This window comes from Hydrogenophaga atypica, assembly GCF_042665215.1.
In the GTDB taxonomy this organism is placed as follows: Bacteria; Pseudomonadota; Gammaproteobacteria; order Burkholderiales; family Burkholderiaceae_C; genus Hydrogenophaga; species Hydrogenophaga defluvii_A.
On record NZ_JBHTCA010000002.1, the window covers coordinates 87,670 to 112,922 of the forward strand.

Sequence of the window (25,253 nt, forward strand, 5' to 3'; positions counted from 1 at the left end):
CGCACATAGCGCCGAGCAAGACCAGCCCACGCATGCCCATGTCACTTCAGCCTGAGTTCGGCGGCACGGGCGTGGGCGGTCAGGCCCTCACCATGCGCCAGCACACTGGCGGTGCGGCCCAGCACCTGGGCACCGGCTTCACTCACCTCGATCAGGCTGCTGCGCTTCTGGAAGTCGTACACCCCCAGAGGCGAGCTGAAACGCGCCGTGCCGCTGGTGGGCAACACGTGGTTGGGGCCGGCGCAGTAGTCGCCCAGGCTTTCGCTGGTGAAGGCGCCCAGGAAGATGGCACCCGCGTGTTTGAGCAGCGGCTCCCAGCGGTGCGGATCGCGGCTGCTCACCTCCAGGTGCTCGGGTGCGATGCGGTTGCTGATGTCGCAAGCCTCTTCCATGCTGCGCGTCAGGATCAGCGCGCCCCGGTCGTTGAGGCTTTTTTCGATGATGGCCGCACGTGGCATGGTAGGCAACAGGCGGGTGATCTCGCGTTGCACCGCGTCCAGGTAGGCGGCATCGGGACACAGCAGGATGCTTTGCGCCAACTCGTCGTGTTCGGCCTGGCTGAACAGGTCCATGGCCACCCAGTCGGGGGGCGTGCTGCCATCGGCCAACACGAGGATTTCGCTGGGGCCGGCGATCATGTCGATGCCCACGGTGCCGAACACGCGGCGCTTGGCGCTGGCCACGTAGGCGTTGCCCGGGCCGGTGATCTTGTCCACGGCGGGCACGGTTTGTGTGCCGTAGGCCAGCGCGGCCACGGCTTGGGCGCCGCCGATGGTGAAGGCACGGGTGACACCGGCCACATAGGCCGCCGCCAGCACCAGCTCGTTGCGTTCGCCACGGGTGGCGGTCGCGCCGCCGCTGCCGCCGGTGGCCACACTGCCGCGCACAGGCGTGGGCACCACCATGATGATTTCGCCCACACCCGCCACGTGGGCCGGCACGGCGTTCATGATCAAGCTGGACGGGTAGGCCGCCTTGCCGCCAGGCACATAGATGCCCACGCGGTCCAGTGGTGTGACCTTCTGGCCCAGCAAGGTGCCGTCGGCATCGCGGTACTGCCAGCTTTCACCGCTGGCCTTCTTTTGCGCCTCGTGGTAGCTGCGCACGCGCTGGGCGGCCGATTGCAAGGCTTCACGCTGGTCCGCGGGCAGGCCATCGAAGGCGGCCTTGAAGTCGGCCTGCGACAGTTCCAACTGCGCCACCGACGTGGCCTGCAGCCCGTCGAAACGTGCGGTGTAGTCCAGCACGGCGGCGTCACCGCGTTGTTTCACGTCGGCCAGGATGTCGGCCACCCGCTGCTCGATGCCCGCATCGGTGTCGGCCGACCAATGCTGCAAGGCCTTGAAGCGGGCCTCGAAGTCGGGTTGGGCGGTGGACAGGCGAACGGGCTGGGCGGACATGGCAGGAGGCTTTCAGGCGGGCTGGGCCGCTGTGGCAAAGGCTTCGATGATGGGTTTGATGGTGGCGCGCTTGAGCTTGAGCGCGGCCTGGTTGACCACCAGGCGCGAGCTGATGTCCATGATGCGCTCGACCTCGACCAGGTGGTTGGCCTTGAGGGTGTTGCCGGTGGACACCAGGTCCACGATGGCGTCGGCCAGGCCGGTCAGCGGCGCCAGCTCCATGCTGCCGTAGAGCTTGATCAGGTCCACGTGCACGCCCTTGGCGGAGAAAAACTCGCGGGCGATGGCCGTGTACTTGGTGGCCACGGTCAGGCGTGAGCCCTGGCGCACGGCGGAGGCGTAGTCGAAATCGGCGCGCACGGCCACGCTCATGCGGCACTTGGCGATGTTCAGGTCCAGCGGCTGGTACAGGCCACCACCCGCCCCGCCCCACTCCGCCTGGTGCTCGATCAGCGTGTCCTTGCCACACACGCCCAGGTCGGCCCCGCCGTACTGCACGTAGGTGGGCACGTCGGACGCGCGCACCAGCACCACCTGCACGTCGGCGCGGTTGGTGGGCAGGATGAGCTTGCGCGATTTCTCCGGGTCTTCCAGCACCTCGATGCCGGCGGCCTTGAGCAGGGGCAGCGTCTCTTCAAAAATGCGGCCCTTGGACAGCGCGAGGGTGACCAGATCAGGTTTCATGGCTTGACGCGTTCGATGTCCGCGCCCAGCGCGCGCAGCTTGTTTTCCATGCGGTCGTAACCGCGGTCCAGGTGGTAAATGCGGTCCACCGTGGTTTCCCCATCGGCCACCAGACCGGCAATCACCAGGCTGGCGGAAGCGCGCAGGTCGGTGGCCATCACGGTGGCGCCCGACAGGCGCGGCACGCCATTGATCAGCGCCACCTTGCCCTCCACCTGGATGTCAGCGCCCAGCCGTTGCAGCTCCTGCACGTGCATGTAGCGGTTTTCGAAAATGGTCTCGGTGACCTTGCTGGCGCCCTGCGCCACCACGTTGAAGGCCATGAACTGCGCCTGCATGTCGGTGGGGAAGCCCGGGTATTCGGTCGTGCGGAAGGTTTGAGCCTTGAGCGCACCCGCGCCAGGGGAAGCCACGCGCACGCCACCGTCCACACATTCGACCGTGACACCGGCGTCCCGCAGTTTGTCGATCACCGCATCCATGTGGTCGGCGCGCGCAGCCTTGAGCACCACGTCGCCACCAGCCGCAGCCACCGCGCACAAAAACGTGCCGGCCTCGATGCGGTCGGCCACCACGTGGTGTTCGCAGCCGTGCAACCGTTCCACGCCCTGGATGCGGATGTGATGGGTGCCGTGGCCTTCGATGTGCGCGCCCATCTTGATGAGCATCTCGGCCAGGTCCACCACCTCGGGCTCTTGCGCCGCGTTTTCCAGCACCGTCTCGCCTTCGGCCAGGCAGGCGGCCATCATGAGGTTTTCGGTGCCCGTCACGGTCACCATGTCGGTGCTGATGCGCGCGCCCTGCAAGCGGGTACGACCGGTGGGCAACGAGGCCTCGATGTAGCCGTGTTCGACCACGATGACCGCCCCCATGGCCTGCAGGCCCTTGATGTGCTGGTCGACCGGGCGCGAGCCAATGGCACAGCCCCCAGGCAAGGACACGCGCGCATGGCCAAACCGAGCCAGCAGCGGGCCCAGCGCCAGGATGGAGGCGCGCATGGTCTTGACCAGCTCGTAGGGCGCCTCGGGTTTGTCGAGCCCGCCCGCGTGGAGCACGACCTTGTCGCTGTCGGCCGGATCGCGTTCGGCGGTCACACCCATGTTGCGGATCAGCTTGAGCATGGTGCTCACGTCCTGCAGTGCCGGCACGTTGTGCAGCGTCACGGCGTCTGCCGTGAGCAAGGCGGCACACAGCTCGGGCAAGGCCGCATTTTTGGCGCCCGACACCATGAGGTCGCCGTGCAGGCGGTGGCCGCCACGAATACGCAGTTGGTCCATGCTCAGGCCTTCCCCGCCTGCGCCCATTCGGCCGGCGTGTGGGTTTTCATGGACAAGGCGTGCACCTCGTCGGTGTGCATGCGGCTGCCCAGCGTGGCGTAGACGCGCTGGTGGCGCTGGATGGCGCGTTTGCCATCGAACTCGGGTGAGACGATCACGGCCGACCAGTGGCGGCCGTCGCCGGTGACTTCGATGTGCTCACAGCGCAGCCCGGCGCTGATGATGGCTTGCAATTCTTCGGCGGTCATAAATCCCTGAAAACTCAGTGTCTGATTTTGTAACCCGTGCGCAGCAGGTGCAGCGCGATGGCGCTGACCACGGCAAAGGCGGTGGCCACGATGGACAGGCTCAGCCAGGGCGAGGCGTCGCTGACACCAAAGAAGCCGTAGCGGAAGCCGTCGATCATGTAGAAAAACGGGTTGAGGTGGCTCACGCGCTGCCAGAACTCGGGCAGCGAATGGATGGAATAGAACACGCCCGACAAAAACGTCAGGGGCATGATGAGGAAGTTCTGGAACACCGCCATCTGGTCGAACTTCTCGGCCCACAAACCGGCGATCAGGCCCAAAACGCCCAACAAACCCGCGCCGAGCAATGCAAACACCACAATCCACAGCGGCGCCACCCAGGTGGGGCGCCCAAACCAGGCGGTGACCAGCAACACGCCCGCCCCCACCACCAGCCCACGCACCACCGACGAACCCACATAGGCCACAAACCAGGCGCGGTGCGACAGCGGCGTGAGCATCAGGAACACCAAGTTGCCCATCATCTTGCTCTGGATGAGGCTGGACGAGCTGTTCGCAAAAGCGTTTTGCAACACGCTCATCATCACCAACCCAGGCACCAGGAAGGCGGTGTAGCTGACGGTGCCGTAGACGGTGACGCGGCCTTCGAGCACGTGGCCGAAGATCAGCATGTAGAGCAGCGCGGTGACCACGGGCGCCACCACGGTCTGGAAAGCGACCTTCCAGAAGCGCAGGATCTCTTTGTAGAAAAGTGTCTGCCAACCCGTCATGCCTGCACCTCTTCAGTAGGCGGCATGGGGGCCATGGGCGCGGTGGTGGCCGATGCCCCCGACATCACGTCGAGGAACACGTCTTCCAGATCGGCCTTGCGGATCTCGATGTCGTCCACCGCCACGCCGGCCTCGCGCACGCGGGCCAGAATGCGTTCCACCTCGGCCGCGTTGTGGGCCGGCAGCTGCACCACCCGACCGGTGACACGCGCCACAGCGGCCAGATCGGCCGGCAGGCTGTGGTCGGTTTTGAAGCGCAACACGTTGGACGAGGCCCGGCTGAGCAGGTCGGAGGTTTTTTCGAGCGCCACCACCTCGCCGCGCTTGAGCATGGCAATGCGGCCACACAAGGCCTCGGCCTCTTCCAGGTAGTGTGTGGTCAGCAACACCGTGCTGCCTTGGGTCTTGTTGAGTTGGGACACAAACTGCCACAGCGTCTGGCGCAGTTCCACGTCCACCCCCGCCGTGGGTTCGTCCAGCACGATGACCGGCGGCTTGTGGACCAGGGCCTGGGCCACCAGCACACGCCGCTTCATGCCGCCCGACAGCTGGCGCATGTTGGCACCGGCCTTGTCCGCCAGACCCAGGCCTTCAAGCAGTTCGTCGATCCAGGCGTCGTTGCCTTTGATGCCGAAATAGCCGGACTGGATGCGCAACGTTTCGCGGACGTTGAAAAAGGGGTCGAACACCAGCTCTTGAGGCACCACGCCAAGCTGGCGCCGGGCGGCGGCAAAGTCGCTCACCACGTCGTGCCCGTGCACACGCACATGGCCGCCGCTGGCGCGCGACAAGCCCGCCAAGATGCTGATGAGGGTGGTTTTACCGGCCCCATTGGGACCGAGCAGGCCAAAAAACTCGCCCGCCCGGATGTCGAAACTCACGCCCTTGAGGGCTTGCAGTTCGCCACGCGGCGTGGCGTAGTTCTTGGAAACGTTCTGGAAGGAGACAGCGGGCATGGACCGGCGATTTTACGCCGGCAGCAGTTCGCCCACGCCGTAGAGGGCCACCAGCTCGGCCAGACGAGGCGGCACCTGAGACAAGGACAGCGCGCGGCCCTGCTGCAACAAACGCCGACGCAAGGCCAACAGCGTGGCCAGCGCGGCGGAGTCGAAATCCCGCAGCGCAGCGGCATCCACACACACCGGCCCGCCCGCCGGCAACCGCGCGACCAGTTCCGTCAGGCAGGCAGATGCCTCCAGGTGGGTCAGGCGTTCGGGCAGTTGCAATTCGCTCATGCCGGGTTCAGCTTTTGCCGTTGGCCTTGTTGCGCTGGGCCAGCGAGGCGATCAAGCCATCCAGGCCCTTGGTGTTGATTTCCTGCGCGAACTGGCTGCGGTAGGTTTCCACCAGCCACACACCCAGCACGTTGAGGTCGTAAATCTTCCAGCCAGCTGCGGTTTTCTCCAGGCGGTAGTCGAGCTGTATGGGCTCGCCGCGCCCTCGCACCTCGGAGCGCACCACCACCTCGGTGTCTTCGGGTTTGGCACGCAAGGGCTTGAAGCTCAACGTGTGGTCCTTGACCTCACCCAGAGCACCCGAGTAGGTCCGCACCAGCAGGGTCTTGAACTCGTCCTGCAGGCGCTTTTGCTGCTCGGGCGTGGCCTGGCGCCAAAAGCGCCCCACGGCCGATGCCGTCATCCGACCGAAGTTGACGTTGGGCATGATCTTGCTGTCCACCAGCGCGGTGATGCGGCCCACGTCGCCGGCCTGAATTGCCGCATCGGCCTTGACCGCATCCAGCACCTCGGAAGAGATGCGCTTGACCATGGCGTCCGGCGCCTCGTCGGCGGCATGTGCCACCCCCAACGCAGCGGCACCGAACACGGCCGACACCATTCGGGTGAATACACGTCTTTGCATGGCAAACCTTTCAGGGCACACCGCCCACTTGTTTCAAGCCTCGGTCAGACCCCGGCGTTCGGCCAGGGTTCCCCGGGTCATTCCTCGTCGTCTTCGTCGTCTTTGCCCGTCAAGGCTCGGATCTGGCTTTCCCGTCGTTGCAGGTAGGCATCACGGGTGAAGCTGTATTTGTCCAGCGCGGCCTGATCAAGCAGCGTACCGGCACGCAGCAGGTTGGCGCGCGCCTCCACAATCCGCAACGCGTAGAGCGAATTGCGCGTGGGAATGTGGTTCATGCCCGTGAGAAGGTCACCCGATGACTCCACACCCATGCCCAAGGCATCGCGCACGGTGGAAGGCCCCATCAAAGGCAACACCAGATACGGCCCCGGCGGCACACCCCAGCGGCCCAGGGTCTGGCCAAAGTCCAGCGTGGTGCGTTCGATCTGCATTTCAGAAGCGATGTCGAGCAAACCCCCGATGCCCCAGAAGGTGTTGACGCTGAAACGCAGGAAATTCTCGGTCGCCTCGCGCGGACGCAGCTGCAGCGCCGCGTTCACAGACGACCACAGATCGCGCAGGTTGGAGAAAAAATTGTTGACGCCAGTGCGCACCAGGTCGGGCGTGACATCGCGGTAGACCGTGGCCACGGGCTTCAGGAAAGCCTCGTCCACCCCGTCGTTGAAGCGCTGCACACCCCGGTTGAAGGGCTCGATCGGGTCTTTGGGGTTGGCGTGAGGGCCGGTGGCACACCCCCCCAGCGCAACAACGCCCACCAACAACCAAGCGCTGAACGCGCGCCGCAGGACCGAACCACCGACAAGCCACGGTTTCATGTGAACCTCACTCACTCTTTTGTCTCGCTGCCCTCAGCCGCCTTGCTGAACAGGAACTGGCTGATCAGGTTTTCCAGCACCACCGCCGACTGGGTTTGGGTGATGACCGCGCCTTGTGTCCAGTTGGCCGTTTCGCCGCCGGCTTCGACGCCGATGTACTGCTCACCCAACAGGCCACTGGTAAGGATCTTCAAAGAGCTGTCCTTGGGAAACCCATAGCGCGCGTCCATCTTGAGCACCACGTTGGCCTGGAAGCTCTGGTCGTCAAAGCGGATGGACTCGACACGCCCCACCACCACGCCCGCACTGCGAACGGCCGAGCGCGGCTTGAGGCCGCCGATGTTGTCGAAACGGGCTGTCACCTGGTAGGTGGGGTCGAAGTTGATCTGCAGCAGGTTGGCGGCCTTGAGCGCCAGGAACAGCAGCGCTGCGATGCCAATCACCACAAACAGACCTACCCAGACATCGTTCTTGTTTTGTTGCATGTGTTTCTCCGGATGCTCAAACGGTGAACATCATGGCCGTGAGGCCGAAATCGAGGCCCAGCACCCACAACGAGGCCACGACCACGGTGCGGGTGGTGGCGCGCGAGACGCCCTCGGGCGTGGGCTGGGCCATGTAGCCTTGGTAGAGTGCCACGAAGGTGACGGTGATGCCAAACACCAGGCTTTTGAGCACACCGTTGCCGAGGTCGTTCCACCATTCGACGCCACCCTGCATCTGGCTCCAGAAGGAGCCCGCATCGACGCCAATCATCACCACCCCCACCAGCCAGCCGCCGACAATGCCCACGGCACTGAACACCGCCGCCAGCAGCGGCATGGTGAACACACCCGCCCAAAAACGCGGCGCCAGCACACGGCGGATGGGGTCCACGGCCATCATCTCCATGGCGCTGAGTTGCTCGCCCGCCTTCATCAAGCCAATTTCGGCGGTCAGCGCGGTGCCTGCACGCCCGGCAAACAGCAGCGCGGTGACGACCGGCCCCAGTTCGCGCAACAAGGAAAGCGCCACCATCATGCCCAGCGCCTCGGACGAGCCGTAGCGTTGCAGGATGTAGTAGCCCTGCAAGGCCAGCACAAAACCCACAAACAGGCCCGAGACGGCGATGATGGCCAGCGAGTAGTTGCCAAGGAAGTGGATCTGGTCGCGCACCAGCCCAAACCTCGCCAGCGTGCCCGGCAGCAGCTGCACCAAGCGCAAAAACAGGCGCGCCGCCAGGCCAACGGCCCCCAGCCCCAGCCGCACCGCGCGGCCCAGATCGGCCAGCAGCGCCGTCATGAGCGGCCTCCTGTCTGGGTGCCAAAGTCGTCCACCACGGTGGGGCCGGGGTAGTGGAAATGCACGGGCCCCTCGCTTTCGGCGTGCACAAACTGGTGCACCAGCGGATCGGTGGAATGGCGCACCTCGTCGGGCGTGCCCTGCGCGGCCACGCGGCCGTTGGCCAGCACGATCACTTGGTCGGCGATGGCGAAGGTTTCGTCCAGATCATGCGAGACGATGATGCTGGTGATGCCAAGCGCGTCGTTCAGGCGCCGGATCAGCTGCGCCGCCGTGCCGAGCGAAATCGGGTCCAACCCGGCAAAGGGCTCGTCGTACATGATGAGTTCGGGGTCCAGCGCGATGGCGCGCGCCAGCGCCACGCGCCGCGCCATGCCGCCGGAAATTTCGCTGGGCATGAGGTCGCGCGCGCCGCGCAGCCCCACCGCATTGAGCTTCATGAGCACGATGTCGCGCAGCATGTCCTCGGGCAAGCGGGTGTGTTCGCGCAAAGGGAAAGCCACGTTCTCGAACACGCTCAAGTCGGTGAACAGGGCACCAAACTGAAACAGCATGCCCATGCGGCGGCGCAAGGCGTGGAGGCCGGCACGGTCGAGTTGGGCCACGTCGTCGCCGTGCACCACCACCTGGCCCTGGTTGGCTTTTTGCTGGCCACCGATCAGGCGCAGCACGGTGGTCTTGCCACCACCCGAGGCGCCCATCAGCGCCGTCACTTTGCCACGGGGCACCTGCAAGCTGACCCGGTCGAGGATGACGCGCTCGCCCCGGGCAGCCGGGTAGGCGAAGGTGACGTCTCGGAATTCGACCAGGTTGTCGTCGGCCATGTGGGAGGGTTGAAATGAAAACGCCGACCCTGCGGTCGGCGCGTTCCAAGCGGATTCAGGTGCTGTCAATGATAAAGGGTTTACCCCAGACCCATCGGCAGCACAGGTTAAGGCTTTGTCAACGTGGCAAATCGCTGTAACCCATGAGGAACTCGTCCACCGAGCGTGCGGCCTGGCGGCCTTCGCGGATCGCCCAGACCACCAGCGACTGACCACGGCGCATGTCGCCAGCAGCGAACACCTTGGGCACGTTGGTGGCGTAGCCGTTGTCGAACTCGGTGTGGGCCTTGGCGTTGCCACGGCCGTCCTTCTCGACGCCAAAGGCCTCCAGCACGGTGGCCACCGGGTTCACGAAGCCCATGGCCAGCAGCACCAGGTCCGCCTTGTAGTCCTTTTCGGTGCCGGCCACTTCAACCAGTTTGCCGTCCTTGAACTCGACCTGCACGGTGGTCAGGCCGGTGACCTTGCCGCCCTTGCCGGTGAAGGCCTTGGTGGAAATGGCAAATTCGCGCATGCAGCCCTCTTCGTGGCTGGAGCTGGTGCGCAGTTTGAGCGGCCAGTAAGGCCACACCAGGGGCTTGTTTTCTTCTTCCGGCGGCTGGGGCATGACTTCAAACTGGGTCACGCTGGCGGCGCCGTGGCGGTTGCTGGTGCCCACGCAGTCGGAGCCGGTGTCGCCGCCGCCGATCACGATGACGTGTTTGCCCGTGGCCATGATCTGGCCTTTGAGCTTGTCGCCCGCGTTGACCTTGTTCTGCTGTGGCAGGAACTCCATGGCGAAGTGGATGCCGTCCAGGTCGCGGCCGGGCACGGGCAGGTCGCGGCTCTGCTCGGAACCACCGGTCAGCAGCACGGCGTCGAACTGGGCCTTCAGCTCGTCGGCGCTGATGACGGTCTTGGCGTCGTTGGTGACTTTGCTGCCCTCAGGCATGGTGCCGATCAGCGTGCTGGTCTTGAACACCACACCCTCGGCTTCCATCTGTGCCACGCGGCGGTCGATGTGCGACTTCTCCATCTTGAAGTCGGGGATGCCGTAACGCAGCAAGCCACCGATGCGGCTGTTTTTCTCGAACACGGTCACGTCGTGGCCCACGCGCGCCAGTTGCTGCGCGGCGGCCAGGCCAGCGGGGCCAGAGCCCACGACGGCCACTTTTTTACCGGTCTTGATCTTGGCCGGCTGCGGCGCCACCCAGCCCTCGGCCCAGGCCTTGTCGATGATGGCGTGTTCGATGGACTTGATGCCCACCGCGTCGCCGTTCACGTTGATGGTGCAGGCGGCCTCGCAGGGCGCGGGGCAGATGCGGCCGGTGAACTCGGGGAAGTTGTTGGTGCTGTGCAGCACCGTGATCGCATCCTTCCAGTCGCCCCGGTAAACCAGGTCGTTGAAGTCCGGAATGATGTTGTTGACCGGGCAGCCGCTGTTGCAGAAGGGCGTGCCGCAGTCCATGCAGCGCGCGCCCTGCACCTTGGCCTGGCGGTCGTCGAGGCCGATCACGAATTCCTTGTAGTGCTTGAGGCGCTCGGGCACAGGCTTGTAGCCCTCCTCGATGCGCTCAAACTCCATGAAGCCGGTGACTTTTCCCATGATGTGTGCTTCCTCGTGCTGTGCTTACTTGGCGGCCACGGCGGCCTTCTTGCCGGCGGCTTTCGTGGCGGCGGCGACGGCTTCCACCTTGGCGTTGATCTCGCCCAGGGCGCGCTTGTACTCGTTGGGGAAGACCTTCACGAATTTGGCGCGGGCGGTCTCCCAGTTGTCCAGCAGGTCGCGGGCGCGCTTGCTGCCGGTCCAGCGGTTGTGGTCGGCCAGCAGCTTCTTCAGCTGCGCCTCGTCGCTTTCGCCCTTGTGCCAGATGGTCTTGGGCACGCTGGCCTCCTGCTCGGCCGCGGGCAGTACCTTCTCCAGGCTCACCATGGCGGTGTTGCAGCGCTTGGCAAACTGGCCGTCTTCGTCGTACACGTAGGCGATGCCACCGCTCATGCCGGCCGCGAAGTTGCGGCCCGTCTGGCCCAGCACCACCACGGTGCCGCCGGTCATGTACTCACAACCGTGGTCGCCCGTGCCTTCCACCACCGCGGTGGCGCCCGACAGACGCACCGCAAAGCGTTCGCCGCCGACGCCGGCAAAGAAGGCCTCACCGGCGGTGGCACCGTACATCACGGTGTTGCCCACGATGATGTTCTTGGCGGCGTCACCACGGAAGTCGATGCTCGGACGCACCACCACGCGGCCACCCGACAAGCCCTTGCCGGTGTAGTCGTTGGCGTCACCGATGAGGTACATGGTTATCCCCTTGGCCAGGAAAGCGCCGAACGACTGACCGCCCGTGCCTTCGAGCTGGATGCGCAGGGTGTCGTCGGGCAGACCCTCGGGGCGCACGCGGGTCAGTTCACCCGAGAGCATGGCGCCCACGGTGCGGTTGACGTTGCGCGCCACCTCGATGAACTGCACCTTGTCGCCCTTGTCGATGGCGGCGCGGGACTTCTCGATCAGCTTGACGTCCAGTGCCTTGTCCAGGCAGTGGTCTTGTGTGGCCACGTGCAGGCGCGGCACGTCGACCGGCACCTGGGGTTGCGCGAACAGGCGCGAGAAGTCCAGGCCACGCGCCTTCCAGTGGGCAATGCCCTTGCGGGTGTCCAAGAATTCGGCACGGCCGACCAGGTCGTCGAACTTGCGCACACCCAGCTGGGCCATGATCTGGCGCACTTCTTCAGCGATGAAGAAGAAGTAGTTCACCACGTGCTCGGGCTTGCCCGAGAACTTGGCACGCAGCACCGGGTCTTGTGTGGCCACGCCCACCGGGCAGGTGTTGAGGTGGCACTTGCGCATCATGATGCAGCCCTCGACCACCAGCGGTGCGGTGGCGAAGCCGAACTCGTCGGCACCCAGCAGCGCGCCGATCACCACGTCGCGACCGGTCTTCATCTGGCCGTCGGCCTGCACACGGATGCGGCCACGCAGGCGGTTGAGCACCAGGGTCTGCTGGGTTTCGGCCAGGCCAATTTCCCAGGGCGAACCGGCGTGTTTGATGGACGACCAGGGCGAGGCCCCGGTGCCACCGTCGTGACCGGCAATCACCACGTGGTCGGCCTTGGCCTTGGCCACGCCGGCCGCGATGGTGCCCACGCCCACTTCAGACACCAGCTTGACGCTGATGTCGGCACGCGGGTTGACGTTCTTCAGGTCGTGGATCAGCTGCGCCAGGTCCTCGATCGAATAGATGTCGTGGTGCGGCGGCGGGCTGATGAGGCCCACGCCCGGCACCGAGTAACGCAGGAAGCCGATGTACTCGGACACCTTGCCGCCCGGCAGCTGACCGCCCTCGCCCGGCTTGGCGCCCTGGGCCATCTTGATTTGGATCTGGTCCGCGCTGGCCAGGTACTCGGCCGTGACGCCGAAACGGCCCGAAGCCACCTGCTTGATCTTGGAGCGCAGGCTGTCGCCGTCCTGCAGTTCCACATCGACTTCGACCTTGTCGGCACCGATGACGGATTTCAGGCTCTCGCCCTTCTTGATGGGGATGCCCTTGAGCTCGTTGCGGTAACGCGCCGGGTCTTCGCCACCTTCACCGGTGTTGCTCTTGCCGCCGATGCGGTTCATGGCCACGGCCAGCGTGGCGTGCGCCTCGGTGGAGATGGAACCCAGCGACATGGCGCCAGTGGCAAAACGCTTGACGATCTCTTTGGCCGGTTCCACCTCGTCGATGGAGATGGCCTTGGAGGGGTCGAACTTGAACTCGAACAGACCACGCAACGTCAGATGGCGGCGGGTCTGGTCGTTGATGATCTGGGCGTATTCCTTGTAGGTGTTCCAGTTGTTGGCGCGGGTGCTGTGCTGCAGCTTGGCGATGGCGTCGGGCGTCCACATGTGTTCTTCGCCACGGGCACGCCAGGCGTATTCGCCGCCCGCGTCCAACATGTTGGCCAGCACCGGGTCATCACCAAAAGCGGCCTTGTGTGTGCGGATGGCCTCTTCGGCGATTTCGAAAACGCCGATGCCTTCGACGCGGCTGGCGGTGCCACTGAAGTACTTGTCGATCACTTGGCTGTTGAGGCCGATGCACTCGAACAACTGCGCGCCGCAGTAGCTCATGTAGGTGCTCACGCCCATCTTGGACATGATCTTGGACAGGCCTTTGCCGATGGCCTTGACGTAGTTGTAGATGGCCTTTTCGGCCGACAGGTCGGCCCCCAGGTCCTTGTGCAGCGCAGCCAGCGTTTCCATGGCCAGGTAGGGGTGCACGGCTTCGGCGCCGTAGCCGGCCAGCACCGCAAAGTGATGCACCTCGCGGGCCGAACCGGTCTCCACCACCAGGCCGGCGGTGGTGCGCAGGCCCTCACGCACCAGGTGCTGGTGGATGGCCGACAGCGCCAGCAGTGCGGGGATGGCCACCTGCTCGGCACGCACGGCGCGGTCGCTGATGATCAGGATGTTGCTGCCGCTCTTGATGGCGTCCACCGCTTCGGCGCACAGCGAGGCCAGCTTGGCTTCCACGCCTTCGTGGCCCCAGGCCAGCGGGTAGGTGATGTCCAGCGTGTGGCTGCGGAACTTGCCCTGGGTGGTCTGCTCGATGGCGCGCAGCTTGGCCATGTCGTTGAAGTCCAGCACCGGCTGGCTCACCTCCAGACGCAGCGGCGGGTTGACCTGGTTGATGTCCAGCAGGTTGGGCTTGGGGCCGATGAAGGACACCAGCGACATCACGATGGCTTCGCGGATCGGGTCGATCGGCGGGTTCGTCACCTGGGCGAACAGCTGCTTGAAGTAGGTGTAGAGCACCTTGTTCTTGCCCGAAAGCACGGCCAGCGGGCTGTCGTTGCCCATGGAGCCAATGGCCTCTTCGCCGGCCAGCGCCATGGGCGCGAGCAGGAACTTGATGTCTTCCTGGGTGTAGCCAAAGGCCTGCTGGCGGTCCAACAGGTTGCTGGAGACGGGCTCGATGCTCGCCACCGAGGACTCGTCCATGCTCACCTTGCCGGTGCTGTCGGCCTCGCCCGCCACCGGCTGCTCGACATCGTCGAGACGGATGCGCAGGTTCTCGATCCACTGCTTGTAGGGCTTGCTGTTGGCGAGGTTGGCTTTCAGCTCCTCGTCGTTGATCATGCGGCCCTGCTCCAGATCGATCAGGAACATCTTGCCGGGCTGAAGGCGCCACTTGCTGACGATCTTGTTCTCGGGGATGGGCAACACGCCCGACTCCGAGCCCATGACGACGAAGTCGTCGTCGGTGATGCAGTAACGCGAGGGGCGCAGGCCGTTGCGGTCCAGCGTGGCGCCGATCTGGCGGCCGTCGGTGAACACGATGGAGGCCGGGCCGTCCCAGGGCTCCAGCATGGCGGCGTGGTATTCGTAGAAGGCCTTGCGGCGTTCGTCCATGGTGGTGTGCTGCTCCCAGGGCTCGGGAATCATCATCATCACCGCCTGGCTGATGGGGTAGCCCGCCATCGTCAGCAGTTCGAGGCAGTTGTCGAAGGTGGCGGTGTCGGACTGGCCGGCGAAGCTGATCGGGTAGAGCTTCTGCAGGTCGTTGCCCAGCACCGGCGAGGACATCACGCCTTCGCGGGCGCGCATCCAGTTGTAGTTGCCCTTGACGGTGTTGATCTCACCGTTGTGCGCCACGTAGCGGTAGGGGTGGGCCAGCGGCCACTCGGGGAAGGTGTTGGTGGAGAAACGCTGGTGCACCAGGCCCAGGGCCGAGACGCAACGCGGGTCCTGCAGGTCGAGGAAGTATTCGCCCACCTGGTTGGCCAGCAGCAGGCCCTTGTAGACCACGGTGCGGCTGCTCATGCTGGGCACGTAATACTCTTTGCTGTGCGTGAGCTTGAGTGCCTGGATGTGGGCGCTGGCGGTCTTGCGGATCACGTACAGCTTGCGCTCCAGCGCGTCCTGCACGATCACATCGTTGCCACGGCCGATGAAGACCTGGCACATGATGGGTTCTTTTTCGCGCACGGTGGGCGACATGGGCATGTCGCGGTTCACCGGCACCTCGCGCCAGCCCAGCAGCACCTGGCCCTCGGCCTTGATCGCGCGTTCCATCTCCTGCACGCAGGCCAGGCGCGAAGCGTGCTCCTTGGGCAGAAAAATCATGCCCACACCGTACTCGCCCACCGGCGGCAGCGTCACGCCTTGCTTGGCCATTTCCTCGCGGTACAGCGCGTCGGGCAGCTGGATCAGGATGCCGGCACCGTCACCCATCAGCGCGTCTGCGCCAACGGCACCCCGGTGGTCCAGGTTTTCCAGGATCTTGAGGGCCTGGCTCACGATCTCGTGGCTCTTGGCGCCCTTGATGTGGGCCACGAAGCCGACGCCGCAGGCATCGTGTTCGTTGGCACCGGAATAGAGGCCGTGTTCTTGCAGATGGGTGATCTCGGCAGCCGTGGTCATGGCGCACTCCTGTGAATTTCGCGGGATGTGAAGCATAGTGCACTGCAACAACGATGCCAAGCACTTTAATTGGGGTCAGAACATATTTTATTGAACAAAAAATATGAAATTGAAATATTTGGGGACAGATTAAATCAGGCCAAACAACCCCAAAAATCAATCACTTACAGATCAGCCACTGGGGTCTGCGGATTTTTTGGGGCGCCCTGGCCGCCGCTGCACCACCCGTCGCCCGCCATTTTTTTCAATGTCGGCGGAGAAAGCCGCACCACCCAAAGGCCACCCACCTTGCGCAAAACGGGCCAGCGCGCGCGCCAATGGCGCATCCAACCCAGCGCGCACCATTTCGGCGTACGCGGCCTCTCGGGCAAAAGGGGTGTTGCCCAAGGCCCAGTAGGCCTCAGGTGGTGTGATCAGACGGTCCACCCGTTGGCCCACGTAGTGTCCATGGCTGCTCCAGACGTGGTCTGCGGGATCACTGGCCAGGCCGGCGCGGGCCGGGTGGGTGTCCAGCCACACCAGGCAGGGCAGCAGGTAGGCGCGGCCCTCCAGGGGCGCAGAGCGGTAGCGCCCCTCCCACAAGGTGCCGCTGCGCGTGTGGCGGTCGTTGAAATAACGCACATAGGTCCGGCCCAGGGCCTGCATGGTCTGGGCCAATCCGGCACCGTCCGCCGGGGTCAGCAGCAGGTGCACATGGTTGTCGAGCAGCACATAGGCATGCACCGCCACCCTGAAGCGGCTGGCCGCTTCGCCGAGCAGCGCGAGGTAGCGCACGCGGTCGACGTCGTCCATGAAAACGGGCTGCCGGTTGTTGCCCCGCTGCAGCACGTGGTGCGGGCAACCGGCGATGGACAGGCGGGGCAGGCGTGCCATGGCGCGTCAGGCCGCTGCGCGCGGACGCACATGGCGGTGCAGCCGCAGCGCCAACAACGCACACCCGGCCGCGCAAGCCACGGTGACCAGCCAGGTCCAGCGCCAACTGCCAGCGCGCACGGCCACCCAGGCCACCACGGGTGGCCCGGCAAACTGCCCCAACGCTGACCACTGCTGCATCCAGCCCACGGTGGTGGCCACGGTGTGGTCGTTGGGCGCCACGCGCACCGCCAGCGAAAACAGCGTGCCCGGAATCAGCCCGCCCCCACACGAGAACAGCAGCACGCCCCCATATCGCCCCAGCGGGGGCAGACCTGCACCGTGCACGCTGGCGGCAAACGCCATGGCCGCCCCCACGGCCATGCTGGCACAGCCCAGCCACAGCAGGTGGGCCGGCGCCCACCCCTGGTGCAACAGCCGCCCGGCTGCCACGTTGCCCACGATGTTGATGGCGGCCACACCAGCGGTCAGCAGGCCCACCCAGGCGCCCGGCACGGCGGCTTCGCGGTAAATGGAAGGCAAAAATCCCACCACCGACAGCCACTGCGCCGCGTACAACCCAAAACACAGGGCCACCAGCCACGGCCCGGGCGCTCTCAGGGTGAGCTGCATGGGGTGCAGCCAGGCCCGCCCGCTCTGCTCCGCCGCACGGCCTTCAGCCATCGGCGCCGAGTCAGGCGGCACCACCCGCCACAGCCACAGCGCCATGGCGGCCGACAGCAGGCCCAGCAAGGCCCACCACGCGGGCCAGCCCAGCGACTCGGTGAACACCGGCCCGACCAGCAACGCCAGCGCTGTGCCCAGCGGCATGTAGCCGCCCCACCAGCCCAGCACGCGGCTCATGCGCTCGGGTGCCACCAGCCGGCGCACCATGCTGGGCGCGGGCAGCACCACCAGCAGAAATCCCAGGCCTTCCACTGCGCGCAACACCAGCAAAGCTGCCACACCCGACGCCATCGCGCCCGCCGCACTGGCCAACGCCAGCACGGTCAGCCCCAACAACATGCTGCGGCGCAAGCCCAGGCCATCGGCCAGGCGGCCAACGAGCAGGCCGGTGGTCATGCCGGCGATCTGGACGGCCGAGAGCAGGAACCCCGCTGCCACCAAGCTGATGCCCAGGGCCTCGCGCAGCACCGGGATGGCCGGGGGCAATTTGCCCACGTGCAGGGCCGCACACACGCCGGCCAGCACCACCAGCAGCGCGGGGTCCATGCGCCGCCCACGCAATGCCTCATCGCTCATGTGATGACACAACGCCCCGTCAGGCGTTCGTGCTCGCGGGCGGCAAAACGGTCGGTCATGCCGGCGATGTAATCGGCCACGGCGCGAGCGACAGAGATCTCAGGCGGCCGACTTCCCTTCATTTGTGACGGGTCATCCATGTAGCAGGCAAACAGTTCGTGCACCACCTGCTGCGCTTGCACGGTTTTGGCCACCACCTGGGGATGGCGGTACAGGTTGGCAAACAGAAAGCGCTTGAGCACGGTGGATTCCGCGCGCATGGTGTCGGAGAACTTCAACAAAGCGGGCGCTTGGCGCGCGGCGTCGGTGCTCTCGGGTTGCCACTGCGACAGCCCCGCCTGGGTGGCGGCCATCACGTCGTACACCTGCTCGCTGAGCATGCGGCGTATGGCCTCAAACAGCAAACGCCGCCCACCCAGCGCGGGAAACGCGGTCAGCGTCTCGCGGGTGAAGCGTGCCACCAATGGCACGTCTTGCAGCTGATCCAAGGTGATGAGACCCGAACGCACGCCATCGTCGATGTCGTGGGCGTTGTAGGCGATCTCATCGGCCAGGTTGCACAGCTGCGCCTCCAGGCTGGGCTGGGTACGGTCCAGAAAACGCCGGCCCACCCCGCCAGGTTCACGCGCTTCGAGCAGCTCGGCATTCGCGCGCGAGCAGTGTTTGAGAATGCCTTCGCGGGTTTCAAAACACAGGTTGAGGCCGTCGTAATGCGGGTAGCGCTCTTCCAGCGCGTCCACCACACGCAGGCTTTGCAGGTTGTGCTCGAAGCCACCGTGTTCGGCCATGCAGGTGTTGAGCGCGTCCTGCCCTGCGTGGCCAAACGGCGTGTGCCCCAGGTCGTGCGCCAGCGCAATGGCCTCCACCAGATCCTCGTTCAGCCTGAGTGCGCGCGCGACCGAACGCCCAAGCTGCGCCACCTCCAGCGAATGGGTCAGCCGGGTCCTGAAGAGGTCTCCCTCATGGTTCAGGAACACCTGCGTCTTGTAGACCAGACGCCGGAAGGCCGTGGAATGAACGATGCGGTCGCGGTCACGCTGAAACGCTGTGCGCGTGGGTGCGTCGGGTTCGGGGTGGCGCCGGCCTCGGCTGTGGGCGCTGTGACAGGCCCACGGCGCCAGGTCTTCCGCTCGAGGCGCGGCCAACGGTGGCAAGTCAGCGGTGAGGCCGGCCATGACGGGGCGTGCTCAATCGCAGCACCGGGCAAGCACCTCGCGCACCAGCGCATCGGGCGCCGGGCGCATGCTGGCACGCCCCGGGCCATCGATGACCACAAAGCGGATTTCGCCGCCTTCGGCCTTTTTGTCGTGCCCCATGAGTTCGATGTAGCGGTCAGCGCCAAGCGCGGGGCCACGCACCGGCAGCCCTGCGGCCTGCACCAAGCGGGTCAGGCGCGCAACAAAAGCCTCGTCCACCAAACCCAAACGTTGCGACAAATGGGCGGCCATCACCATGCCACAACCGACCGCCTCGCCGTGCAACCAAGCGCCGTAGCCCATGCCGGCTTCGATGGCGTGTCCGAAGGTGTGCCCAAAGTTCAGAATCGCGCGCAAACCCCCTTCGCGCTCGTCTTGCCCCACCACATGGGCTTTGATTTCGCAGCTTCTGCGCACCGCATGCGCCAAGGCAGCGGGCTCTCGCGCCAACAGGGCCGGCAGATGGCCTTCGATCCAGTCGAAAAAAACCATGTCGGCGATGGGCCCGTACTTGATGACCTCGGCCAATCCGGCGCTGAGTTCACGGGTGGGCAGGGTCTTGAGGCTGTCCAAGTCGCACACGACCCGCTGTGGTTGGTAGAACGCGCCGATCATGTTCTTGCCCAGGGGGTGGTTGATGGCGGTTTTTCCTCCCACCGACGAGTCCACCTGCGAGAGCAGCGTGGTGGGCAATTGCACAAAAGGCACGCCACGCATGTAGCAGGCGGCGGCAAAGCCGGTCATGTCGCCCACCACCCCACCGCCCAGGGCAAACAGCACCGTCTTCCGGTCGCTGGCACCTGACAACAAGGCATCAAAAATCAGGTTCAGCGTGGTCCAGTCCTTGTGGGCTTCGCCGTCGGGCAACACCACCCGGCCCACATGCGGGTAGTGGGCAGACAGGGCGGCACACACGGTGTCGGCATACAAAGGTGCAACCGTGCTGTTGGTGACCACCATGGCCGCATGTGCCTTGGGCAGGCCAGCGTAGGTCTGCGCGTGCCCCAGCAGGCCTGCTCCGATCACGATGGGGTAGCTGCGCTCGCCCAGCTCAATGTTGACCGTGTGTCGGACCGCGTCAGCGGAGGGGTTTTCTTGCGTCGCTTGCATGGCCCCGAGTGTAGGCCAAGGGCCTCACCTGCCCGGCGCCGCCACGCCCGCAGGCAGGTGCCCCGCCAGCTCCAGCTGCATCACGATCATGTTGACCAGCGTGGCCACCGAAGGCCGGCCGGTTTCGATCACAAAGTGCGCCGTTTCGCGGTACAGCGGGTCGCGCACCGCAAACAGGTCGCGCAGGCGCTGCAAGGGATCGTCCACCTGCAGCAACGGGCGGGTGCGGTCGTGCCGCAAACGGCGAAACACCTCGTCAGGGCTGGAGCGCAGGTAAACCACCTGTGTGCGCTCATGCAGGTGCGCCCGGTTGAGCGGGCGCAACACAGAACCCCCACCGGTGGACAAGACGCCCGACGGCCCCTGGGTCAGCTCGTCGAGCACGGTGGACTCCAGATCGCGGAAACGTGCCTCGCCTTCGCGGTCAAAAAACTCACGGATCGAACAGCCCAGACGCTGCTCGATCAGATGGTCCGAATCGAGAAAGGGAAGCGACAGCCGTCGGGCGAGCTGCCGCCCGACGGTGGATTTGCCTGAACCGGGCAGGCCAACGAGACTAATCACAACAAGAATGCAAATGAGGGTTAGACAAAGCAACCGGTCGACCTAAGCACCTAGAGCCTATAACCAACTGCTCTTACCTCTGCAGACTTTGCGACCTTTACGTTAGGGCACCGTGACAGTGATCGTCACCGATGAGTTCACTGCATCACGGACCGTAATGATTGCCGTTTTAGGTGTACCAGTTGCATTGTCTTTAGTGGTGATTGTCAAAGTCGTTCCACTAGGTCCACCAACCGCTGCTGTTGCTACAGACTCATCCGAACTGGTTGCTGTGTACTTAGGACCGCCACCTGCAATTGGAACACCCCCGAATACCTGATATTCATCATAGCTGGCGTTTTCCGGCAAGGTCACCGCAGCAGGCGCAGAAGTGTAAAGAGCAACAACAGGAGCCACGGTTGCCGTGATGTTCACCACCCCATTGGCAGCATCACGCACAGTTACGATGGCTGACCCCGTCGATTTGCCCGTGATGACCATCTGATCGTCAATCTCATTTCCGTCGTCATCTTTTTTGAACTCAACGTCAACCACACCTTCGTTCGCAGAAGTCAGCGAGTAAGGTTTTGTGCCGCCGCCAATTGTGAACTCCCGCTTGGCATCGTCACCAGGAGCCAGTGTGATGGTTGCTTGGGCAGTGGTGTAGAGCGGCACAACCGAAGCAGCGGTCACCGCGATGGTTTTGACCACATTTGCCGCGTCACGAACGGTCACCGTGACTAAGCCTGGCTGAAGACCGGTCAGCGTGAACGTAGTCCCGTTCAGAGCGGTCGAAACCAGCCCAGCGTTGCTGCTGCTCACATCGTATGGCGCCACACCACCGGAAATGCTGAACTCCCGCTTGAACGCACTGCCTATCCCGAGCGACAGCGTGGCAGGCGCGGTGGTATCCAGCGGCATGCTCGAGCCCACTGTCACATCGATGGAAATGGCCGTTCCGGCGTTGTCGATCACGCCGACCGTGGCGGCACCTACGCGAACACCAAACACGGTCAACACCTTGCCGTCAATCGCACCAAAGGCGGTCGCCGCATCTGCGTTGGCCACCCGATAGGGCGGCACACCGCCGGAAACACCATAGGAATTGGCAGCCCCAGGCAACAACGTGATTTCGGCACCTGCGGTCGAGACGAGGTTGGGCTGGCTGGGATTGCCCCCTGGCGAGCCACCACCTCCGCCGCAAGCTGCCAACAAAGCTGCCAACAGCAACCCGATAACGATACGGATGGATTTCATTGTGTCCCTAACTCAATGTGTCTTTTAGGTTGTAGATGTTCAGCGTACACCGCCGCGCTCGCTCACGACCTTGGGCGTCAGGAAAATCAGCAGTTCCGTCTTGTTGGCTACACGGTTTCGGCTCTTGAACAAGTTGCCCAGCACAGGCACGTCGCCCAGCACAGGCACTTTGGTTTCGCTTTCGGTTTCATTGGATTCGTAAATACCGCCAATCACCACCGTACCGCCATTCTCGACCAACACCTGCGTCTGGATGCGTTTCGTGTTGATGGCGCGCTGGCCGGAAGTGCCCAGCAGTTCACCCGGTGAATCCTTGTTGACCTGAACATCCAGGATGATGCCACCCTCGGGCGTGATCTGGGGCACCACTTCCAACTTGAGCACCGCTTTGCGGAACGCCAGGGCGGTAGCGCCACTGGCAGACGCCACCTGGTATGGATATTCGGTACCTTGTTCGATGATGGCCTTGATCTGATCAGCGGTGATAACACGCGGACTGGAAACGATTTTGCCCCGCCCATCTGCCTGCAGCGCAGAGATTTCCAAGTTCAGAAAGCGGTTTGCCGCCGGGCTGAACAATGACACGGCAAGGGCCGCCGGACTGACACCGCCCAAGCCAGCTGCCGGCATGTTGACGAAGCTGGTATTGATGGTGTTAAGCGTGTTCGCCGCTTCTGCTGTGGTTGAAGACACGGCGTTGTAACTACCCCCAAGGGCCACGCGATTGCCACCGCCCACGGCGTATCCCGCGTCACCGCCACGCACGCCACGCAAATCGCTGCCACCCAGTCGCACACCCAGCGAACGGCTGAAGTTGTCGTCAGCCTCCACAATGCGGGCCTCAATCATGACCTGTCGGACAGGGATGTCGATCTTGGAGAGCAACTCCTGCACCTGCTCCAATCGCGAAGGAATGTCTGTGACAAACAACTGGTTGGTGCGGGGCTCGACGATGACACTGCCCCGTTCAGACAACATGCGCTGCGTCCCACCTTGCCCGCCGCCCGACGCACCGGCGCCTCGCAATTGCTCAGCAATCTCTGCGGCCTTGACGTAGTTCATCTGGAAAGACTGGGTGCGCAGTGGCTCCAGCGTCCTGACCGTGTTGAGTGCCTCAAAGTCGAGCTTTTCCCGTGCCACGATCTCATCCTTGGGCGCGACCCACAGCACGTTGCCGTTTTTCTTCATGCCCAGGCCTCTGGCCTGCAGGATGATGTCTAGCGCTTGATCCCAAGGCACGTCCTGCAGGCGCAGGGTGACGCTGCCCGTGACGGTATCCGACGTCACGATGTTGAAGTTGGTGAAGTCAGCAATCACCTGCAGCAGCGCCCGCACCTCGATGTTCTGGAAATTGAGCGAGAGCTTCTCGCCGTTGAAGCCGGGGCCTTGGCTCAGCTTGTTCGGGTCTTGCTTGACCTCACGCACCTCGATAACGAATTGGTTGTCACTTTGATAGGCGCTGTGCTCCCACGTGCCCGTGGGCTCCAACTGCAAGCGCACGCGGTCACCATTTTGCGTGGTGGTCACAGTTTGGATGGGGGTCCCGAAATCGGTCACATCCAGGCGGCGGCGCAGCGCATCGGGCAGCGAAGCCTTGAGGAATTCAACCACCAGCAACTTGCCTTGCTGACGGATGTCCACACCCACCTGCGCATTGGGCAAGTCCACGATCACCCGGCCCGTGCCTTGCGCACCGCGGCGGAAGTCGATGCCTTTTAGAGGCAACACATCTTCGTTGCGGGCCTCGGCAAAGGCCGCCTGGGACGACGCACTAGGCGCACCAGCCGCCAGGCTGCCCTGTAACACCACGAGAACGCTGTTGCCCAGCAACTGCGCTTGGTACTGGCTGGCTTGAGACAGGTTGAGCACCACACGTGTCCGATCGCCCGCCTCGATGACGTTGGCACTGCGTACGTTGCCTTGATTCAACTCCACCGCCGTGCGGCCAGTGCCGTTGCCCACGCCTGCAAAGTCCAGCGCAATGCGCGCCGGGGACTGGATGCTGAAACCCTTGGGCAGTTCGGTCAGGGGTTTGTCGAACTCAACGCGCACCACGTCGTTGCCACCTTCTGTGGTGGTGGTGATGGCGCGAATGCTGTTCTGGGCCTGCGACCAGGCAGCAGGTACCGCTGCCACCGCGCCGGCCATCAGCACCGCCGCCAGGCGGCGCGCCCAACCCAGCGCCGTGCCACGGGCGGTTGTTGGGGAGCGATCGTCGGATCGCATGCAGAACTGGTTCATTTGATTCCCTCTTGAAGCTGCAGCACGGCCTGTCGTTCTATCCACTCACCGGTGCCGTCCTGAACGATTTCGCGCAGGGTGATGTCAGATTCGCTGATACGCAAGATGCGCCCGTAGTTCTGGCCCAGGTAGTTGCCCACACGCACCTGGTACAACAATGCCCCCACCTTGACCAGGGCCACGCGTTGCCCCTTGCGGTCCAGCAACCCCACCATGGCAATGGCATCCAGAGGCTCGGCCTCCAGCGGCTCCTTGCGGCGGTTGAGTTCGGGGGTGAGCAGGGTGAGGCTGGGCGACGCTGCATCGGACGCACGGCGCAAAGCGGCGGTCAGCTTGTCCTGCGAAAAAGGCGGCGTTTTGCCCTCGCTCTGGTAGGGCTGCGGCACAAAACGCACCGGCTCGCTGATGGGCTCCACTTTGGGCAGGGTCTTGGCGCGCTGCTCCTTCATCCAAGTGGACAAATCTTCATTTTCGCCCCCGCCACAACCCGCCAGCAGCCCGACCAGCACCACACACGCGCCCCAGCCTGGTCGCAAGAACATCGACCGTGTCATGGCTTGCCCCCCTTGGCGGTGGCAGCCTTCTTCTGTGCCCCAATTTCGTCTTGGTCCAGGTAGCGGAAGGTTTTGGCGGTGCAGTCCATGGTCAGAAAGCCCGGCCGGTTCGCCACTGGTGTCAACGTGATGTTGTTGAGCGTGACGATGCGTGAGAGGTTGGCCACGTCGGCGGCAAACAGGCCGATGTCGTGGTAGGAGCCGGTGACCTTCACCGCGATGGGCAACTCGGCGTAGTACTCCTTGACGTTCACCTGGCCCGGGCGAAACAACTCAAATTGCAGGCTGCGCCCCAGCCCGGCCTGGTTGATGTCGGACAACAAGGCGTCCATTTCCGCCTTGCTGGGAAGCTGCTTCTCCAGCTGGGTCACGTATTGCTGCACCTGCTCCAACTGCTGCCGCAAGGCGTCCAGATTGACGGCTTGCGACAACTTCTTCTGGTAGTCGGTGCGCAACTGCACTTCTTTGGCACGCTCAGCGTCCAACTCCTCTTGGAAGGAGCTCAGCCAGGCAAACCACAGCCCCACCACCACCGCCGTGGCGATGAAGGCCAGCAACAGGTAGCGCGGCACCGACGGCCACTGTGTGGGGTCGTTGGGGTCGAGCCCGCTGAACTGCGACCGAAGGGTCTGCTGCAGACCACTCAGATCGATGTCGAGCTTGGAGGATTTTTTCTTGGCCATGGTGTGTCCGTGC

General features: G+C 64.3%; 23 protein-coding genes. All 23 read right to left on the bottom strand.

Annotated elements, in window-relative coordinates:
• Positions 1-41: 41 nt before the first annotated feature.
• The 23 genes from hisD to ACFQPB_RS02950 all read right to left on the bottom strand — a co-directional run bounded on the left by hisD (position 42) and on the right by ACFQPB_RS02950 (position 25,240).
• The gene (gene hisD / locus ACFQPB_RS02840) at positions 42-1,400 is read right to left on the bottom strand and encodes a histidinol dehydrogenase (protein WP_382219611.1); all 1,359 of its coding nucleotides are present in this window, start codon (positions 1,398-1,400) and stop codon (positions 42-44) included.
• 12 nt (positions 1,401-1,412) lie between these two features.
• Complete coding sequence (gene hisG / locus ACFQPB_RS02845) at positions 1,413-2,084, bottom strand: ATP phosphoribosyltransferase (RefSeq protein WP_382199002.1); 672 nt, start codon at positions 2,082-2,084, stop codon at positions 1,413-1,415.
• A complete protein-coding gene (murA, locus tag ACFQPB_RS02850) occupies positions 2,081-3,361 on the bottom strand; it encodes a UDP-N-acetylglucosamine 1-carboxyvinyltransferase (protein ID WP_382219613.1) in 1,281 nt (426 codons plus the stop codon). The genes hisG and murA overlap by 4 nt, the downstream gene beginning before the upstream one ends.
• A gap of 2 nt (positions 3,362-3,363) precedes the next feature.
• A complete protein-coding gene (locus ACFQPB_RS02855; RefSeq protein WP_382219615.1) occupies positions 3,364-3,609 on the bottom strand; it encodes a BolA family protein in 246 nt (81 codons plus the stop codon).
• A gap of 14 nt (positions 3,610-3,623) precedes the next feature.
• Complete coding sequence (locus tag ACFQPB_RS02860; protein WP_382198999.1) at positions 3,624-4,379, bottom strand: ABC transporter permease; 756 nt, start codon at positions 4,377-4,379, stop codon at positions 3,624-3,626.
• Entirely contained in the window at positions 4,376-5,335 is a 960-nt protein-coding gene (locus ACFQPB_RS02865; RefSeq protein ID WP_382219617.1) for an ABC transporter ATP-binding protein, read from the bottom strand. The genes ACFQPB_RS02860 and ACFQPB_RS02865 overlap by 4 nt, the downstream gene beginning before the upstream one ends.
• A 12-nt stretch (positions 5,336-5,347) precedes the next feature.
• A complete protein-coding gene (locus tag ACFQPB_RS02870; RefSeq protein ID WP_382219618.1) occupies positions 5,348-5,614 on the bottom strand; it encodes an STAS domain-containing protein in 267 nt (88 codons plus the stop codon).
• 7 nt (positions 5,615-5,621) lie between these two features.
• On the bottom strand, positions 5,622-6,239 hold the full coding sequence (locus ACFQPB_RS02875) for an MlaC/ttg2D family ABC transporter substrate-binding protein (RefSeq protein WP_382219620.1): 618 nt from the start codon (positions 6,237-6,239) through the stop codon (positions 5,622-5,624).
• 77 nt (positions 6,240-6,316) lie between these two features.
• Positions 6,317-7,054: an MlaA family lipoprotein gene (locus ACFQPB_RS02880; protein ID WP_382219622.1), complete on the bottom strand. Its 738-nt coding sequence runs from the start codon at positions 7,052-7,054 to the stop codon at positions 6,317-6,319.
• Positions 7,055-7,065: 11 nt separating this feature from the next.
• On the bottom strand, positions 7,066-7,539 hold the full coding sequence (gene mlaD / locus ACFQPB_RS02885) for an outer membrane lipid asymmetry maintenance protein MlaD (protein ID WP_382219624.1): 474 nt from the start codon (positions 7,537-7,539) through the stop codon (positions 7,066-7,068).
• A 16-nt stretch (positions 7,540-7,555) separates the two neighbouring features.
• Complete coding sequence (gene mlaE / locus ACFQPB_RS02890) at positions 7,556-8,335, bottom strand: lipid asymmetry maintenance ABC transporter permease subunit MlaE (RefSeq protein ID WP_382219626.1); 780 nt, start codon at positions 8,333-8,335, stop codon at positions 7,556-7,558.
• The gene (locus ACFQPB_RS02895; RefSeq protein ID WP_382219628.1) at positions 8,332-9,159 is read right to left on the bottom strand and encodes an ABC transporter ATP-binding protein; all 828 of its coding nucleotides are present in this window, start codon (positions 9,157-9,159) and stop codon (positions 8,332-8,334) included. Before ACFQPB_RS02895 ends, mlaE begins: the two co-directional genes overlap by 4 nt.
• Before the next feature lie 118 nt (positions 9,160-9,277).
• On the bottom strand, positions 9,278-10,744 hold the full coding sequence (locus tag ACFQPB_RS02900; protein ID WP_382219629.1) for a glutamate synthase subunit beta: 1,467 nt from the start codon (positions 10,742-10,744) through the stop codon (positions 9,278-9,280).
• 24 nt (positions 10,745-10,768) lie between these two features.
• Positions 10,769-15,541 (bottom strand): glutamate synthase-related protein, encoded by a 4,773-nt coding sequence (locus ACFQPB_RS02905; RefSeq protein WP_382219631.1) that lies wholly within the window; start codon positions 15,539-15,541, stop codon positions 10,769-10,771.
• Between the two features lie 171 nt (positions 15,542-15,712).
• Positions 15,713-16,414 carry a transposase gene (locus ACFQPB_RS02910; protein WP_382219633.1) on the bottom strand — a complete coding sequence of 234 codons (702 nt, stop codon included), beginning with the start codon at positions 16,412-16,414 and terminating at the stop codon, positions 15,713-15,715.
• Positions 16,415-16,420: 6 nt separating this feature from the next.
• Positions 16,421-17,656 carry an MFS transporter gene (locus tag ACFQPB_RS02915; RefSeq protein ID WP_382219635.1) on the bottom strand — a complete coding sequence of 412 codons (1,236 nt, stop codon included), beginning with the start codon at positions 17,654-17,656 and terminating at the stop codon, positions 16,421-16,423.
• On the bottom strand, positions 17,653-18,831 hold the full coding sequence (locus tag ACFQPB_RS02920; protein WP_382219637.1) for a deoxyguanosinetriphosphate triphosphohydrolase: 1,179 nt from the start codon (positions 18,829-18,831) through the stop codon (positions 17,653-17,655). The genes ACFQPB_RS02915 and ACFQPB_RS02920 overlap by 4 nt, the downstream gene beginning before the upstream one ends.
• Positions 18,832-18,843: 12 nt before the next feature.
• A complete protein-coding gene (aroB, locus tag ACFQPB_RS02925) occupies positions 18,844-19,962 on the bottom strand; it encodes a 3-dehydroquinate synthase (protein ID WP_382219639.1) in 1,119 nt (372 codons plus the stop codon).
• Between the two features lie 24 nt (positions 19,963-19,986).
• Positions 19,987-20,526 (bottom strand): shikimate kinase, encoded by a 540-nt coding sequence (locus ACFQPB_RS02930; RefSeq protein WP_382219641.1) that lies wholly within the window; start codon positions 20,524-20,526, stop codon positions 19,987-19,989.
• Positions 20,527-20,628: 102 nt separating this feature from the next.
• Positions 20,629-21,762 (bottom strand): hypothetical protein, encoded by a 1,134-nt coding sequence (locus ACFQPB_RS02935; protein WP_382219642.1) that lies wholly within the window; start codon positions 21,760-21,762, stop codon positions 20,629-20,631.
• 39 nt (positions 21,763-21,801) lie between these two features.
• Positions 21,802-23,988: a type IV pilus secretin PilQ gene (gene pilQ / locus ACFQPB_RS02940; protein WP_382219643.1), complete on the bottom strand. Its 2,187-nt coding sequence runs from the start codon at positions 23,986-23,988 to the stop codon at positions 21,802-21,804.
• A gap of 11 nt (positions 23,989-23,999) precedes the next feature.
• Entirely contained in the window at positions 24,000-24,557 is a 558-nt protein-coding gene (locus ACFQPB_RS02945; protein WP_382198983.1) for a pilus assembly protein PilP, read from the bottom strand.
• Positions 24,554-25,240, bottom strand: coding sequence for a type IV pilus inner membrane component PilO (locus ACFQPB_RS02950; RefSeq protein ID WP_382198982.1), 687 nt, complete (start codon positions 25,238-25,240; stop codon positions 24,554-24,556). Before ACFQPB_RS02950 ends, ACFQPB_RS02945 begins: the two co-directional genes overlap by 4 nt.
• Positions 25,241-25,253: the final 13 nt, after the last annotated feature.

Excerpts from the sequence above, each read along its gene's own strand:
- ACFQPB_RS02915 (WP_382219635.1), bottom strand. The coding sequence starts at position 17,656 with ATGAGCGATGAGGCATTGCGTGGGCGGCGCATGGACCCCGCGCTGCTG.
- mlaE (WP_382219626.1), bottom strand. The coding sequence starts at position 8,335 with ATGACGGCGCTGCTGGCCGATCTGGGCCGCGCGGTGCGGCTGGGGCTG.
- ACFQPB_RS02860 (WP_382198999.1), bottom strand. The coding sequence starts at position 4,379 with ATGACGGGTTGGCAGACACTTTTCTACAAAGAGATCCTGCGCTTCTGG.
- hisG (WP_382199002.1), bottom strand. The coding sequence starts at position 2,084 with ATGAAACCTGATCTGGTCACCCTCGCGCTGTCCAAGGGCCGCATTTTT.
- ACFQPB_RS02900 (WP_382219629.1), bottom strand. The coding sequence starts at position 10,744 with ATGGGAAAAGTCACCGGCTTCATGGAGTTTGAGCGCATCGAGGAGGGC.
- hisD (WP_382219611.1), bottom strand. The coding sequence starts at position 1,400 with ATGTCCGCCCAGCCCGTTCGCCTGTCCACCGCCCAACCCGACTTCGAG.
- ACFQPB_RS02855 (WP_382219615.1), bottom strand. The coding sequence starts at position 3,609 with ATGACCGCCGAAGAATTGCAAGCCATCATCAGCGCCGGGCTGCGCTGT.
- ACFQPB_RS02935 (WP_382219642.1), bottom strand. The coding sequence starts at position 21,762 with ATGAAATCCATCCGTATCGTTATCGGGTTGCTGTTGGCAGCTTTGTTG.
- aroB (WP_382219639.1), bottom strand. The coding sequence starts at position 19,962 with ATGCAAGCGACGCAAGAAAACCCCTCCGCTGACGCGGTCCGACACACG.
- pilQ (WP_382219643.1), bottom strand. The coding sequence starts at position 23,988 with ATGCGATCCGACGATCGCTCCCCAACAACCGCCCGTGGCACGGCGCTG.
- murA (WP_382219613.1), bottom strand. The coding sequence starts at position 3,361 with ATGGACCAACTGCGTATTCGTGGCGGCCACCGCCTGCACGGCGACCTC.
- ACFQPB_RS02950 (WP_382198982.1), bottom strand. The coding sequence starts at position 25,240 with ATGGCCAAGAAAAAATCCTCCAAGCTCGACATCGATCTGAGTGGTCTG.
- ACFQPB_RS02920 (WP_382219637.1), bottom strand. The coding sequence starts at position 18,831 with ATGGCCGGCCTCACCGCTGACTTGCCACCGTTGGCCGCGCCTCGAGCG.
- ACFQPB_RS02910 (WP_382219633.1), bottom strand. The coding sequence starts at position 16,414 with ATGGCACGCCTGCCCCGCCTGTCCATCGCCGGTTGCCCGCACCACGTG.
- ACFQPB_RS02870 (WP_382219618.1), bottom strand. The coding sequence starts at position 5,614 with ATGAGCGAATTGCAACTGCCCGAACGCCTGACCCACCTGGAGGCATCT.
- mlaD (WP_382219624.1), bottom strand. The coding sequence starts at position 7,539 with ATGCAACAAAACAAGAACGATGTCTGGGTAGGTCTGTTTGTGGTGATT.
- ACFQPB_RS02895 (WP_382219628.1), bottom strand. The coding sequence starts at position 9,159 with ATGGCCGACGACAACCTGGTCGAATTCCGAGACGTCACCTTCGCCTAC.
- ACFQPB_RS02875 (WP_382219620.1), bottom strand. The coding sequence starts at position 6,239 with ATGCAAAGACGTGTATTCACCCGAATGGTGTCGGCCGTGTTCGGTGCC.
- ACFQPB_RS02880 (WP_382219622.1), bottom strand. The coding sequence starts at position 7,054 with ATGAAACCGTGGCTTGTCGGTGGTTCGGTCCTGCGGCGCGCGTTCAGC.
- ACFQPB_RS02865 (WP_382219617.1), bottom strand. The coding sequence starts at position 5,335 with ATGCCCGCTGTCTCCTTCCAGAACGTTTCCAAGAACTACGCCACGCCG.
- ACFQPB_RS02945 (WP_382198983.1), bottom strand. The coding sequence starts at position 24,557 with ATGACACGGTCGATGTTCTTGCGACCAGGCTGGGGCGCGTGTGTGGTG.
- ACFQPB_RS02905 (WP_382219631.1), bottom strand. The coding sequence starts at position 15,541 with ATGACCACGGCTGCCGAGATCACCCATCTGCAAGAACACGGCCTCTAT.